Here is a 13,226-nt window from a genome sequence, read left to right on the forward strand (position 1 = left end):
GGCGACCAGCGCGGTGGCGGCTTCCGCCGTGACGACAACCGTGGCGGTGGCGGTGACGACCGTGGCGGGGACAACCGTGGTGGCGACCAGCGCGGTGGCGGCTTCCGCCGTGACGACAACCGTGGCGGTGGCGGTGGCTACCGTGGTGGCGACAACCGCGGTGGCGACCAGCGCGGTGGCGGCGGCTACCGCCGTGACGACCGCGGCGGCGACAGCCGTGGCGGCGACAACCGCGGTGGTGGCGGTTTCCGCCGTGACGACCGTCGGGACGAGCGGCCCTCGTCGTTCCGTCGCGACGACCGTCCCTCCTTCCCGCGTGACGACCGTGGGGGCGACAACCGCGGTGGTGGCGGCTACCGCCGTGACGACCGCGGTGGCGACAACCGTGGTGGCGGTGGCTTCCGCCGTGACGACAACCGTGGCGGTGGCGGTGGCTACCGGGGCGGCGACAACCGCGGTGGCGACCAGCGCGGTGGCGGTGGTTTCCGCCGTGACGACCGTCGGGACGAGCGGCCCTCGTCGTTCCGTCGCGACGACCGTCCCTCGTACCCCCGTGACGACCGGCGTGACGAGCGTCGGGACGACAACCGCGGCGGTGGCTTCCGTCGGGACGACCGCGGTGGCGACCAGCGCGGTGGTGGCTTCCGCCGTGACGACAACCGTGGCGGTGGCGGTGGCTACCGGGGCGGCGACAACCGCGGTGGCGACCAGCGCGGTGGCGGTGGTTTCCGCCGTGACGACCGTCGGGACGAGCGGCCCTCGTCGTTCCGTCGCGACGACCGTCCCTCGTACCCCCGTGACGACCGTCCCTCGTACCCGCGCGACGACCGGCGTGACGAGCGTCGGGACGAGCGGCCCTCGTCGTTCCGTCGGGACGATCGCGGTGGCGACCAGCGCGGTGGTGGTTTCCGCCGTGACGACAACCGTGGCGGTGGCGGCGGTTTCCGCCGTGACGACCGCGGCGGCGACAGCCGTGGTGGGTTCCGTGGGCGGGACGACCGGGGTGGCGACCGCGGTGGGTACCGGGGCCGGGACGACCGTGGCGGCGAGCGCGGTGGGTACCGCGGGGACCGGGAGCGGAGCGACCGCGCGCCCCTCAAGCGGCTGCCGATCCCGCCGGAGGTCACCGGCGAGGAGATCGACCCCGATGTGCGCCAGGAGCTGATGAGCCTGCCCAAGGGGCTCGCCGACGACGTCGCGCGCAACCTGGTCATGGTCGCGCAGCTGATCGACGAGGACCCGGAGAAGGCCTACGGCTACTCCCGCGTCGCGCTGCGGCTCGCCTCGCGCGTCGCCGCCGTCCGCGAGGCCGCCGGCTTCGCCGCGTACGCCAACCAGAAGTACTCCGAGGCGCTGGCCGAGTTCCGTGCCGCGCGCCGTATGAGCGGCGGCGTGGACCTGTGGCCCGTCATGGCCGACTGCGAGCGCGGCCTCGGCCGGCCCGAGCGGGCGCTCGCCATGGCCGGCGAGCCCGAGGTGCAGAAGCTCGACAAGGCCGGGCAGGTCGAGATGCGTCTCGTCGCCGCCGGCGCCCGCCGGGACATGGGGCAGCTGGAGGCCGCCATCGTGACCCTGCAGAGCCCCGAGCTGGCGTCCAACGCCCACCACCCGTGGACCGCGCGGCTGCGGTACGCCTACGCCGACGCCCTGCTCGCCGCCGAGCGGGAGCAGGAGGCCCGCGAGTGGTTCGCCAAGGCGCTGGAGGCCGACAAGGACGGCGTCACGGACGCCTCCGACCGGCTCGCCGAGCTCGACGGGGTCGAGTTCGTCGACGCCTTCGACGAGGACGACGAGGACGAGGACCGGGCCGACGACGCGGCCGGCGACCGTGAGGACGAGCGGGACGTCACCGACGTCGCCGACGAGGACGACATCACCGATGAGGACGTCGTCATCGACGACGAGGACGACGACGAGGACGACCGGAGCTGAGGCTCGGTGATCTGAGGAAGGGGCGGCACCCATCGGGTGCCGCCCCTTTCGCGTCGGGTGCCGGGGTCAGTCCAGGGCCAGGCTGCGGAGGACCAGGCCCGTCGCCGGCTTGGGGCCGAAGGACGTCGACTTGCGGGGCATCGTGACGCCCTGGCGGGCCAGGTCGCGGACGACCTCCTCGCGGACCGGATGCATCAGGACCGCCGTGCCGCCCCGGCGTTCGGCCTGGGCGACGGCCGCCGCCGTGTCGTGGATGTAGGCGATGTCCTCGGGGGCGTCCGGTACGTGCCAGACGTGCTCCAGGAGCGTGGCGTGCAGGACCGTCGCGTCCAGGGTGCGCCAGGCCTCCGGACGGTCGGCGCGGACCGTGCGGGCCAGCAGGGCCGGGTCGGGGCGGTCCAGGAGGTGGAAGGCGCCGTCGCCCGCGAGGAGGAAGGCGTTGCCCTCGGCGGCGGCCCCCGCGAGGACCTCCAGGGCCTCCGGGAGGGGGCGCTCGACGCGGCGGACCCGGAAGGAGTCGCCGACCGCTTCGAGGGCGTCCGCGACCGGCAGCCGGCTCAGCAGGCGGTGGATCGCGCGGACCCGCAGGGGATAGCGGACCGTGTCGATGAGGAGGACCAGGCCCTGGTTCCACGGACCGGGGGAGGCGTGCTCGTCGCGGAGCCGCAGATAGGTCGCCCAGCGGTGGTGCCCGTCCGCGATGAGCGCCTGGTGGCGGGCGAGTTCGGCCGCCACGGCCGCCTGCTCGGCCGGGTCGGTCACCGCCCACAGGCGGTGGTGGAAGCCGTCCTCGGTCGTCGTGGCGAGCAGCGGCTCGCGCAGCACGGCGGCCTCGATCACCGTGTCCGCGCCGTCGCCGCCGCCCGGGTAGGTGAGGAGCAGCGGCTCCAGGTTGGCGGCCGTCGTGCGCATCAGGGCGGCGCGGTCCTCGACCACGTGCGGCATGACGTCCTCGTGGGGGAGGACGATCCCCTCGTCGGGCGTGGTGAGTTCGAGGGCGCCGATGATGCCGCGCTGGAGGATGCCGTCGCCGCGCTGCTCGTACACGTACAGCGCCGGGCTCGGGTCGGGGGCGAGGACGCCGTCGGCCAGCCAGCGGTCCATGGTGACGGCGGCCTTGCGGTGGCGGGTGCCGGCCGTGACCGCCTGCGGCAGGATCAGCCGGACGATGTTGTGCGGGTCGGCGGACTCCAGGTGGAGCAGCCCGTCAGGTCGTACGACGACGTCGTAGGGCGGGGACGTGACGGCCGCGAGGCTGCCGACCCGCTCGGGGACGTACCGGATGCCGCGGAAGGGATGCAGGCGCAGCCCCGCCGTGTCGTCGCGGACGGCGTCGGCCGCGTGACCTGAGGTGTTCATCTCGTCATCGTAGGCGCGCGGCGGCGATGAGCGATGATCGGGGGAGCGGGGGATTTACCGGCGGTGAGTGAGGAGCGGTGGTCATGGCGCGAGACGGCCAGGAGCGGCGGACGGAACGGAGCCGGCCCGGCGGCAGCGCGGCCGCGCTGAGCGAGGCGTACGACACGGCCCTGCTCGACCTCGACGGGGTCGTGTACTTCGCGGGCGGGGCGGCGATCCCGTACGCGGTGGAGGCGCTCGGGGCGGCGCGGGACGGCGGGATGCGGCTCGCGTACGTGACGAACAACGCGCTGCGGACGCCGGACACGGTGGCCGCGCACCTCACCGACCTCGGCGTGCCGACGGAGCCGGGGGACGTGGTCACCTCGGCGCAGGCGGTCGCCCGGCTCGTCGCGGAGGACGTGCCGGAGGGGTCCCGGGTGCTCGTCGTCGGTGGCGAGGGGCTGCGGGTGGCGCTGCGGGAGCGCGGACTGGTCCCCGTCGAGTCGGCCGACGACGAGCCGGTGGCCGTCGTACAGGGGTACGGCGGGCCGGACATGGGATGGGGCCGGTTCGCGGAGGCGGCGTACGCGATCGGGCGGGGCGTGCCCTGGTACGCCTCCAACACCGACCTGACGATTCCGGGCGCGCGGGGGATCGGGCCCGGGAACGGTGCCGCGGTCGAGGTGGTGCGGATCGCCACCGGCGGCCGGGTCGAGCCCAAGGTCGCGGGGAAGCCGCGGCCGCCGATGCACCGAGAGACCGTGCTGCGGACCGGGGCGGAGCGGCCGCTGGTCGTCGGGGACCGGCTGGACACCGACATCGAGGGCGCGTTCCACGGGGGTGTCGACTCGCTGCTGGTGCTGACCGGGGTCACCGACGCGGCGAGGCTGCTGTCGGCGGTGCCGGAGCACCGGCCGACGTACGTGGCGGCGGATCTGCGGGGGCTGCTGGTCGGTCAGCCGGAGGTCGTGGCGGACGGCGACGGCGGTTTCCGGTGTGGGGGGTGGCGGGCCTCGGTGAGCGGGGACGCGCTCGTGCTGGACGGCACGGGCGAGGCGGGGGAGTCCGAGGCGCTCGACGGGCTGCGGGCGCTGTGCGGGGCGGCGTGGACGTGGGCCGGGGCCGGCGCGTGCGGGCTCGACGCGGGGAAGGCGCTGGCGCGGCTCGGGCTGTAGGGACCGGGCGGGGCGGGGCCCACGCGGGGACGGTGGGCCCGGTGGGCGCCCGCTGGGCCGGGTGGCTCGGCACGCGGGCAGCGGCCGGCAGTAGGCGGCTCGGGTGGCGGCCGGGGCCTGGTGAAGGCCGGGAGCCCGGAGGCCGGAGGTCGGAGCCCGGAGGCCGGAGGTCGGAGCCCGGAGGCCGGGTGGCCCGGGGGATTCCGGGCCCCGACCCCTGCTAGATCAATATTGGGTAGGCTAACCTAACCGGGTGTTGGTCGAGAGTCCCTCCCGTACGAGCGCGGAGCCGGCGAAGGCCGGGCAGACCCCGAGGCGCCGGAACTCCGTGCGCGCCCTCGGGCTGCTCGCCGCCGTCTGCGTCCTGCTGCTTGTCTGTGTCCTCAGCATCATGATCGGCGCCAAACCGGTGCCGGTCGGCGACGTGTGGCACGGGCTGTTCCACAACAGCGGCGTCGGCAACGACGTCGTCATCCACGACGTGCGGGTGCCGCGCACCCTGCTCGGGCTGCTGGTCGGCCTGGCGCTCGGCCTGGCCGGCGCGGTGATGCAGGGGCTGACCCGCAACCCGCTGGCGGAGCCCGGACTGCTCGGGGTGAACGCGGGCGCGGCCGCCGCCGTCGTCTCGGCCATCGCCTTCCTCGGCGTCACCGACGTCCGCGACTACGTGTGGTTCGCCTTCGCCGGTGCCGCCGTCGTCTCCGTCGTCGTGTACGTGCTCGGCGGCAGCCGCAGCTCCACCCCGGTGCGGCTCGCGCTGGCCGGCACGGCCGCCACCGCCGCCCTGTACGGCTTCGTCAACGCCGTCCAGCTGCTCAACTCGGCCGCCCTCGACCGGCTCCGCTTCTGGACCGTCGGCTCGCTGGCCTCCGCCGACATGGACACCGTCGGCCGGGTCGCGCCGTTCATCCTCGTCGGCGCCGTGCTCGCGCTCGGCATCGCGCGGCCGCTCAACGCCATGGAGATGGGCGACGACGCGGCCCGCGCGCTCGGAGTGAGCGTCAACCGGACCCGGGTTGTCGCCATGCTCGCCGTCACCCTGCTGTGCGGCGCGGCGACGGCCGCCTGCGGGCCGATCGTCTTCCTCGGCCTGATGGTGCCGTACATGGTCCGGGCGATCACCGGCCCCGACATGCGGTGGATCCTGCCGTACGCGGCCGTGCTCGCGCCCGTGCTGCTGCTCGGCTCCGACGTCCTCGGCCGGGTCGTCGTCCGGCCCGCCGAACTCCAGGTCGGCATCGTGACGGCCCTCATCGGCGGGCCCGTCTTCATCCGCCTCGTCCGCCGCAAGAGGATGGCCCAGCTGTGACCACCAAGACCCTGCGGACCGGCGGGGGGCTCTCCCTGCGGTACGAGCCGCGGGCCGCGCTCTGCGGCCTCGGGCTGATCCTGCTCACCCTCGGTCTCGGCATCGTCCTCGTCGGCACCGGCGACTTCCCCATGACGCCGGGCGAGGTCGTGGACACGCTCCTCGGCAGGGGCACGGTCGTCCAGGAGTTCGCGGTGCTGGAGCTGCGGCTCCCGCGGGTCCTCGTCGCGATCCTGGTCGGTGGCGCGCTCGCCCTCGGCGGGGCCGTCTTCCAGTCGGTCTCGCGCAACCCGCTCGGCAGCCCCGACGTCATCGGCTTCGGCCAGGGCGCCACCGTCGGCGCGCTGACCGTGATCGTCCTCTTCCAGGGCAGCGCCGTCGCCACCGCCCTCGGGGCCGTCGTCGGCGGTGTCGTCACCGGCGTCGCGATCTACCTGCTGGCCTGGAAGCGGGGAGTGCACGGCTACCGGCTGGTGCTCGTCGGCATCGGCGCCGCCGCCATGCTGACGTCCGTCATCCACTACCTCATCACCAAGGCCAACCTGACGGACGCCACCCGCGCCACGGTGTGGATGACGGGCTCCCTCGAAGGCCGCGACTGGACGCAGTTCTGGCCGCTGCTCGCCGTCTGTTGCGTCCTCGTGCCGCTGGTCCTCGGCCACGGGCGGGCGCTGCGGATGCTGGAGATGGGCGACGACGCCGCGTACGCGCTCGGCGTGAAGGTCGAGCGCACCCGGATCGTCCTGATGGCCTCCGCCGTGCTGCTCGTCGCCGTCGCCACCTCGGCGGCCGGGCCCATCGTCTTCGTCTCCCTCAGCGCCCCGCAGCTGGCCCGTCGGCTCACCCGCGCGCCCGGCCCCAACCTGGCGGTGTCGGCCCTGATGGGCTCCGCGCTGCTGCTGGGCGCCGACTGGATCGCCGGGAACGCCTTCGGCGAGCGGCAGCTGCCCGTCGGCGTCATCACCGGCATCCTCGGCGGCTGCTACCTGCTGTGGCTGCTCGTCAGCGAACGCAAGGCGGGCCGGATATGACCCCCTCACCCCCGCACGCACCCGTACCGGACACCAGGAGCACCCCCATGAGCGATCGGCAGCAGCAGCGGCTCGGGGCCGAGTCGGTCACCCTCGCGTACGAGCAGCGGGTCATCGCCCGCGACCTGTCCGTCGAGATCCCGGACAACTCCTTCACGGTCATCGTCGGCCCCAACGCCTGCGGCAAGTCCACGCTGCTGCGCGCCCTGTCCCGGATGCTCAAGCCCGCGGAGGGCCGGGTGCTGCTCGACGGCCAGTCGATCCACTCGATGCCGGCGAAGAAGGTCGCCCGGACCCTGGGTCTGCTGCCGCAGTCGTCGATCGCGCCCGACGGGATCACCGTCGCCGACCTCGTCGCCCGCGGCCGCTACCCGCACCAGGGCCTGCTGCGCCAGTGGTCGCCCGAGGACGAGCGGATCGTCCAGGAGTCGATGGAGTCCACCGGGGTCGCCGAGCTGGCCGACCGGTTCGTCGACGAGCTGTCCGGCGGTCAGCGCCAGCGCGTGTGGATCGCCATGGCCCTCGCCCAGCAGACCCCGCTGCTGCTGCTGGACGAGCCGACCACGTACCTCGACATCCAGCACCAGATCGACGTCCTCGACCTCTGCGCGGAGCTGCACGAGACGCAGGGGCGGACGCTCGTCGCCGTCCTGCACGACCTCAACCACGCGGCCCGGTACGCCACCCACCTCATCGCGGTGCGCGGCGGCGAGATCGTCGCGGAGGGCCCGCCGTCCGAGGTGGTGACCGCCGAGCTGGTCGAGCGGGTCTTCGGGCTGCGCTGCCAGGTCATCGACGACCCGGAGACGGGCACCCCGCTCGTCGTCCCGGCCGGGCGGCAGGCGCGGGCCCGGCGGAACGTCCCCGCGCAGGAGGCCGTCGCGGAGTCCGTCCTACAGAAGTGACCGGAGCCGCAGCAGGTCGCGGAAGCCGGCCTCGAGCCGGACCCGGCCGGAGGCCCACGCCTTGGCGAAGTTCAGCCGGCCGTTCACCATCGCGACCAGGTCGTCGCCGGTCATCGCGAGGCGGATCTGCGCCTTCTCGCGGGGCGGGCCGTCCGCCGTGGACTCGACGACCATGCGGCCGCCGGTGAGCCGGCCGGTGAAGGTCGTGTCGAGGTCGGTGAGGTGGCAGCTCAGGGTGCGGTCGAGCGCCGCCGCGCCCCGGACGGAGCCGTCCGCTCCCGCCAGGTCGCCCGCCAGCTTGTCGAGTGCGTCGCGGCACTCCGTGATCGTCGCCATCGCCGTCGACCGTACCCCAGGGCTTCGCGATAGCGTCGGGGCATGAGCGAAGTGATGACGGAGCCGGATTCCGGCCCGGGGACGGCGGCGGACGCCGGTACGGGCTCCGCCGACGCCGGTCCCGGAGCGGTGGACGCGCCCGCCGCGGCCGCGCCGCTGGGGGTGGAGCGGGAGCCCACCGGGCTGCCGGCCGTCGACGCGCTCCTGGAGCGGCTGGCCGAGGCCGACCACCTCACGGCGGACGGACACCTCGCGGTGTACGAGGATGTACACCGAGGACTGCGCGCGGAGCTGACCACGCTCGACGCGCACCCGGCCTCCGCACCCCGTCCGCACGACCCCAGGAGCTGAACCCAACGTGGCAGGAGTGGCACGCCGCCGACTCGACGCCGAGCTGGTCCGGCGCAAACTCGCCCGCTCGCGCGAGCACGCCGGCCAGCTGATCGCCGCGGGCCGGGTGACCGTCGGCAAGACCGTCGCCACCAAGTCCGCCACCCAGGTCGAGACCGCCGCGGCGATCGTCGTCTCCCAGGACGACTCCGACCCCGACTACGTCTCGCGCGGCGGGCACAAGCTCGCGGGCGCCTTCGCGGCCTTCGTCCCCCTCGGGCTGGAGATCGCGGGACGGCGGGCGCTCGACGCGGGCGCCTCCACCGGCGGCTTCACCGACGTGCTGCTGCGCTCCGGCGCCGGACACGTCGTCGCCGTCGACGTCGGCTACGGACAGCTCGCCTGGTCGCTCCAGAGCGACGAGCGGGTCACCGTCAAGGACCGCACCAACGTGCGCGAGCTGACGCTCGACGCGATCGACGGCGTCCCCGTCGACCTGGTCGTCGGCGACCTCTCCTTCATCCCGCTCGGGCTCGTGCTGCCCGCGCTGGCCGCCTGCACCGCGCCCGGCGCGGACCTCGTCCTGATGGTGAAGCCGCAGTTCGAGGTGGGCAAGGAGCGGCTCGGCTCCGGTGGTGTCGTCCGCAGCACCGAGCTGCGCGCCGACGCCGTGAAGAACGTCGCCCGGCAGGCGGCGGAGCTCGGGCTCGGGGTGCTCGGCGTCACCGCCAGCCCGCTGCCCGGGCCCTCCGGGAACGTCGAGTACTTTCTGTGGCTGCGGGCCGGCGCGCCCGCACTCGATCCGGCTGACGTCGACCGCGCCGTGGCGGAGGGACCTCGTTGACAGCATCAGCGGCACCACAGGCACCACGCACCGTCTTCCTGCTAGCGCACACCGGCCGGCCGGCCGCGGTGCGCAGCGCCGAACTCGTCGTCCTGGGGCTGCTGCGCAGCGGCATCGGCGTCCGCGTCCTGGCGGCCGAGGCGGCGGACCTGCCACTGCCGCCGTCCGTGGAGAAGATCCCGGACGACTGCCCCGAGGCGCTCGACGGCTGCGAACTGATCATCGTCCTCGGGGGTGACGGGACGCTGCTGCGCGGCGCCGAGTTCTCCCGCGCCTCCGGGGTGCCGATGCTCGGCGTCAACCTGGGGCGCGTCGGCTTCCTCGCGGAGGCGGAGCGCGACGACCTCGACAAGGTCGTCGACCGGGTCGTCACGCGGGCGTACGAGGTCGAGGAGCGGATGACCCTCGACGTGGCCGTCTACCAGAACGGCGACGTGCTGCACAGCGACTGGGCGCTCAACGAGGCGGCCGTGCAGAAGGTGTCCCCGGAGCGGATGCTGGAGGTCGTCCTCGCCATCGACGGGCGGCCGGTCACCGGCTTCGGCTGCGACGGGGTGATCTGCGCGACGCCGACCGGCTCGACGGCGTACGCCTTCTCGGCCGGCGGTCCGGTGATCTGGCCCGAGGTGGAGGCGCTGCTTATGGTGCCGATCGGGGCGCACGCGCTGTTCGCCAAGCCGCTCGTCACCACGCCCGAGTCGGTCCTCGCCGTCGAGGTCGAGCCGCACACCCCGCACGGGGTGCTGTGGTGCGACGGGCGGCGGACCGTGGAGCTGCCCGCGGGCGCCAGGGTCGAGGTCCGGCGGGGTGCGGTGCCGGTCCGGCTCGCCCGGCTGCACCACGCCTCGTTCACCGACCGGCTCGTCGCCAAGTTCGCGCTGCCGGTCTCGGGCTGGCGGGGCGCGCCGCACTGACCGGCGCCCCTCTCACGGGGGGTGATGTCGCGTCGCGGCACGGAAACCTCGTATGGTCTGGGGCGTGCTGGAGGAGATGCGGATACGGTCGCTCGGGGTCATCGACGACGCGGTGGTCGAGCTGTCGCCCGGCTTCACCGCGGTGACCGGTGAGACCGGCGCGGGCAAGACCATGGTCGTCACGAGCCTGGGGCTGCTGCTCGGCGGGCGGGCCGACCCGGCCCTGGTGCGGATCGGGGCCGCCTCGGCGGTCGTCGAGGGGCGGATCAGCATGCCGCCCGGGGCGCCGGCCGCGGTGCGGGCCGAGGAGGCGGGGGCGGAACTCGACGAGGGTGCCCTGCTGGTGACCCGTACGGTCTCCGCCGAGGGGCGCTCCCGGGCCCACCTCGGCGGGCGTTCGGTGCCGGTGGGTCTGCTGGCCGAGCTGGCCGACGAGCTGGTCGCCGTGCACGGCCAGACCGACCAGCAGGGCCTGCTGAAGCCGGCCCGGCAGCGCGGCGCGCTCGACCGGTACGCGGGCGAGGCGGTGTCCGGGCCGCTCGCCGCCTACACCGGGGTGTACCGCAGGCTGCGGGCCGTCACCGCCGAGTTGGACGAGATCACCACCCGGGCACGTGAGCGAGCCCAGGAGGCCGATCTGCTGCGCTTCGGGCTCGCCGAGGTGGAGGCCGTCGCCCCGCGCGCGGGCGAGGACGTGGAGCTGGCCGCCGAGGCCGAGCGGCTCGGGCACGTCGAGGCGCTGGCCTCCGCCGCCGCGCTCGCGCACGCGGCGCTGGCCGGGAACCCGGAGGACCCCGAGTCCGTCGACGCGACCACGCTGGTCGGCGGGGCGGGCCGGGCCCTGGAGGCGGTGCGGGCGCACGACCCGGCGCTGGCCGCGCTCGCGGACCGGACGGGGGAGCTCTCGATCCTGCTGGCCGACGTGGCGCAGGAGCTGGCCGGGTACGCGGACAACCTGGACGCCGATCCGCTGCGGCTGGCCGCGGTGGAGGAGCGGCGGGCGGCCCTCACCCAGCTCACGCGGAAGTACGGCGAGTCCGTCTCGGCCGTCCTGGCGTGGGCGGAGGAGAGCGCGGCGCGGCTCGGGGAGCTGGACGGCGACGACGAGCGGACCGGGGAGCTGACCGCCGAGCGGGACCGGCTCCGCGACGAGCTGTCCGTCCTCGCGCAGCGGCTCACCGACGCGCGCACCGAGGCGGCGGACCGGTTCGCCGGGGCGGTCACCGCGGAGCTGGCCTCGCTGGCGATGCCGCACGCGCGGGTGTCCTTCGACATCCGGCAGACCGAGGCCGCCGACGAGGAGTCGGGCGTCGAGGTCGGCGGGCGGTGGGTGGCCTACGGGCCGGCCGGCGCCGATGAGGTCGAGCTGCTGCTCGCGCCGCATCCCGGTGCCCCGCCGCGGCCGATCGCCAAGGGCGCGTCCGGGGGCGAGCTGTCCCGGGTGATGCTCGCGGTCGAGGTGGTCTTCGCCGGGGTCGACCCGGTGCCGACGTACCTCTTCGACGAGGTCGACGCGGGGGTCGGCGGCAAGGCGGCGGTGGAGATCGGCCGCCGGCTCGCCAAGCTGGCCCGGACCGCGCAGGTCGTGGTCGTCACCCACCTGCCGCAGGTGGCGGCCTTCGCCGACCGGCAGCTGCTGGTGGAGAAGACCAACGACGGCTCCGTCACCCGTTCCGGGGTGACCGTCCTGGAGGGCGAGGAGCGGGTCCGGGAGCTGTCCCGGATGCTCGCCGGCCAGGAGGACTCCGAGACGGCCCGGGCGCACGCGGAGGAGCTGCTGGCTACGGCCAGGGCCGACGCCTGACCCGAACCGGGTCCCGAGCCGGGGCGGCGTCCCGGGTGGGCCCGGCGGACGGGAGAGGGGCGCGCGCGGTGGTCGCGCGCGCTCACCCGGGTGGGTGAACTCGGGGGCGGGATCAGGACAGCGGTGCCCGTCGGCGCGGGGAACGATGCGGTGTCGGTGCCGGAACGTGCGTACGGTCGCCCGCCGGGGCTGGCATCCTTGGGCGCGTGACACAGCTCCGTACGGTCCAAGTGCTGGGCGGCGGCAGCGCGGGCAGCAGCGCTCACGTCCGATCACTTGCCTCGGGGCTGGTGGCGAGGGGCGTCCGGGTGACCGTGTGCGCTCCGGCCGAACTCGACCGTCTCTACGACTACTCGGGGGCCGGCGCGCACGTCGTGCCGCTGCCCCGCCGCAACGACCCGGCGACCGTCGGCGTGCTCCGCAACGCCTGCATCGGCGCCGACGTCGTCCACGCGCACGGACTGCACGCATCCGTGCGGGCCGCGCTCGCCGTCTCCGGCGGCGTCGGACTCGCCCGCACCCCGCTCGTCACCACCTGGCACGGCCGGCCGCCGGCCGACGGGGCCCGGGCCGGGATCGTCCGGCTCCTGGAGCGCCGGACGGTACGGGCGGCGGCCGTCGTCCTCGGCACCTCCTCCGAACTCGTCGACCGGGCCCGGCGGCGCGGCGCCCGCGACGCCCGGCTCGCCCCCGTCACCGTGCCCACCGCCGGCGGGCCCGTCTGCCTCCGCGACGGCAAGGCCCGGGCCGAACTCGGCGCCGTCGACCGGCCGCTGCTCATGGCCGTCGGCGCGCTCGAACCCGGCCGGGGGTACGGGACGCTCCTCGACGCGGCGCGCGAGTGGCGGGAGCTCGACCCGCAGCCCCTGCTCGTCATCGCCGGCGAGGGGCGCGAACGGGCCGCGCTCCAGCGCCGGATCGTCGCCGAGGGACTCGCCGTCCGGATCGTCGGGCGGCGCGACGACGTCGCCGAACTCCTCGCCGCGGCGGACATCGCGGTGCTGCCCTCCCGCTGGGAGGCGCGGTCCCTGCTGGCGCAGGAGGCGCTGCGGCTCGGCGTGCCCCTGGTGGCCACGGCGGTCGGCGGCGTGCCGGAACTCGTCGGCGACGCGGCGGAACTGGTGCCGTACGGCGACCCGGCGGCGCTCGCGGCGGCCGTGCGCGGGCTGCTGGAGGACGCCGAGCGGCGGATGGACCTCGCGGCGGCGGGGCGCGTACAGGCACGCACCTGGCCGTCGGAGGACGACACCATCGCGCACGTCCTGAGCGTGTACGACGAGCTCGCGGCGACGCGCTAGACCCGCC

At 75.2% G+C, this 13,226-nt stretch carries 13 protein-coding genes; 11 read left to right on the plus strand and 2 right to left on the minus strand.

Annotated features, from left to right (window positions below):
* Positions 1 to 1,165, plus strand: a 1,165-nt coding sequence (locus tag IE321_RS42900) for a hypothetical protein (protein ID WP_268257423.1), incomplete at its 5' end; no start/stop codon positions are given.
* Positions 1,105 to 1,932: a tetratricopeptide repeat protein gene (locus tag IE321_RS25545; protein WP_194735962.1), complete on the plus strand. Its 828-nt coding sequence runs from the start codon at positions 1,105 to 1,107 to the stop codon at positions 1,930 to 1,932. The genes IE321_RS42900 and IE321_RS25545, both read left to right, overlap by 61 nt.
* A 66-nt stretch (positions 1,933 to 1,998) precedes the next feature.
* On the opposite strand, the gene IE321_RS25550 is transcribed toward IE321_RS25545, so the two are convergent.
* Positions 1,999 to 3,291: a DUF1015 family protein gene (locus IE321_RS25550; RefSeq protein WP_190224680.1), complete on the minus strand. Its 1,293-nt coding sequence runs from the start codon at positions 3,289 to 3,291 to the stop codon at positions 1,999 to 2,001.
* Between the two features lie 83 nt (positions 3,292 to 3,374).
* Here IE321_RS25550 and IE321_RS25555 point away from each other — a divergent pair, with 83 nt between their 5' ends.
* The 4 genes from IE321_RS25555 to IE321_RS25570 all read left to right on the plus strand — a co-directional run bounded on the left by IE321_RS25555 (position 3,375) and on the right by IE321_RS25570 (position 7,693).
* On the plus strand, positions 3,375 to 4,448 hold the full coding sequence (locus IE321_RS25555) for an HAD hydrolase-like protein (RefSeq protein WP_190224681.1): 1,074 nt from the start codon (positions 3,375 to 3,377) through the stop codon (positions 4,446 to 4,448).
* A 253-nt stretch (positions 4,449 to 4,701) separates the two neighbouring features.
* A complete protein-coding gene (locus tag IE321_RS25560) occupies positions 4,702 to 5,757 on the plus strand; it encodes a FecCD family ABC transporter permease (RefSeq protein ID WP_107063205.1) in 1,056 nt (351 codons plus the stop codon).
* Positions 5,754 to 6,788: a FecCD family ABC transporter permease gene (locus IE321_RS25565; protein ID WP_190224682.1), complete on the plus strand. Its 1,035-nt coding sequence runs from the start codon at positions 5,754 to 5,756 to the stop codon at positions 6,786 to 6,788. Before IE321_RS25560 ends, IE321_RS25565 begins: the two co-directional genes overlap by 4 nt.
* A gap of 47 nt (positions 6,789 to 6,835) precedes the next feature.
* The gene (locus IE321_RS25570; protein WP_063766001.1) at positions 6,836 to 7,693 is read left to right on the plus strand and encodes an ABC transporter ATP-binding protein; all 858 of its coding nucleotides are present in this window, start codon (positions 6,836 to 6,838) and stop codon (positions 7,691 to 7,693) included.
* Here IE321_RS25570 and IE321_RS25575 read toward each other — a convergent pair.
* Positions 7,682 to 8,029, minus strand: a complete 348-nt coding sequence (locus IE321_RS25575; protein ID WP_043223779.1) for an SCP2 sterol-binding domain-containing protein — start codon at positions 8,027 to 8,029, stop codon at positions 7,682 to 7,684. The two genes, IE321_RS25570 and IE321_RS25575, sit on opposite strands and share 12 nt — an antisense overlap.
* A gap of 42 nt (positions 8,030 to 8,071) precedes the next feature.
* Between IE321_RS25575 and IE321_RS25580 the strand changes: the two genes are divergently transcribed.
* The 5 genes from IE321_RS25580 (at position 8,072) to IE321_RS25600 (ending at position 13,219) form a co-directional block, all read left to right on the plus strand.
* Entirely contained in the window at positions 8,072 to 8,380 is a 309-nt protein-coding gene (locus IE321_RS25580; protein WP_043223780.1) for a hypothetical protein, read from the plus strand.
* Positions 8,381 to 8,387: 7 nt separating this feature from the next.
* Positions 8,388 to 9,203: a TlyA family RNA methyltransferase gene (locus IE321_RS25585; protein WP_043223781.1), complete on the plus strand. Its 816-nt coding sequence runs from the start codon at positions 8,388 to 8,390 to the stop codon at positions 9,201 to 9,203.
* The gene (locus IE321_RS25590; RefSeq protein WP_051841971.1) at positions 9,200 to 10,117 is read left to right on the plus strand and encodes an NAD kinase; all 918 of its coding nucleotides are present in this window, start codon (positions 9,200 to 9,202) and stop codon (positions 10,115 to 10,117) included. The genes IE321_RS25585 and IE321_RS25590 overlap by 4 nt, the downstream gene beginning before the upstream one ends.
* Before the next feature lie 52 nt (positions 10,118 to 10,169).
* Entirely contained in the window at positions 10,170 to 11,921 is a 1,752-nt protein-coding gene (recN, locus tag IE321_RS25595; RefSeq protein ID WP_190224683.1) for a DNA repair protein RecN, read from the plus strand.
* A gap of 206 nt (positions 11,922 to 12,127) precedes the next feature.
* The gene (locus IE321_RS25600) at positions 12,128 to 13,219 is read left to right on the plus strand and encodes a glycosyltransferase family 4 protein (RefSeq protein WP_190224684.1); all 1,092 of its coding nucleotides are present in this window, start codon (positions 12,128 to 12,130) and stop codon (positions 13,217 to 13,219) included.
* Positions 13,220 to 13,226: the final 7 nt, after the last annotated feature.

The sequence above is a fragment of the Streptomyces hydrogenans genome, from assembly GCF_014656075.1.
GTDB lineage: Bacteria > Actinomycetota > Actinomycetes > Streptomycetales > Streptomycetaceae > Streptomyces > Streptomyces hydrogenans.

What these genes read in the sequence shown, in the direction of transcription:
- IE321_RS25550 (WP_190224680.1), bottom strand. Translation starts at nt 3,291, where the DNA reads ATGAACACCTCAGGTCACGCGGCCGACGCCGTCCGCGACGACACGGCG.
- IE321_RS25555 (WP_190224681.1), top strand. Translation starts at nt 3,375, where the DNA reads ATGGCGCGAGACGGCCAGGAGCGGCGGACGGAACGGAGCCGGCCCGGC.
- IE321_RS25570 (WP_063766001.1), top strand. Translation starts at nt 6,836, where the DNA reads ATGAGCGATCGGCAGCAGCAGCGGCTCGGGGCCGAGTCGGTCACCCTC.
- IE321_RS25575 (WP_043223779.1), bottom strand. Translation starts at nt 8,029, where the DNA reads ATGGCGACGATCACGGAGTGCCGCGACGCACTCGACAAGCTGGCGGGC.
- IE321_RS25580 (WP_043223780.1), top strand. Translation starts at nt 8,072, where the DNA reads ATGAGCGAAGTGATGACGGAGCCGGATTCCGGCCCGGGGACGGCGGCG.
- recN (WP_190224683.1), top strand. Translation starts at nt 10,170, where the DNA reads ATGGTCTGGGGCGTGCTGGAGGAGATGCGGATACGGTCGCTCGGGGTC.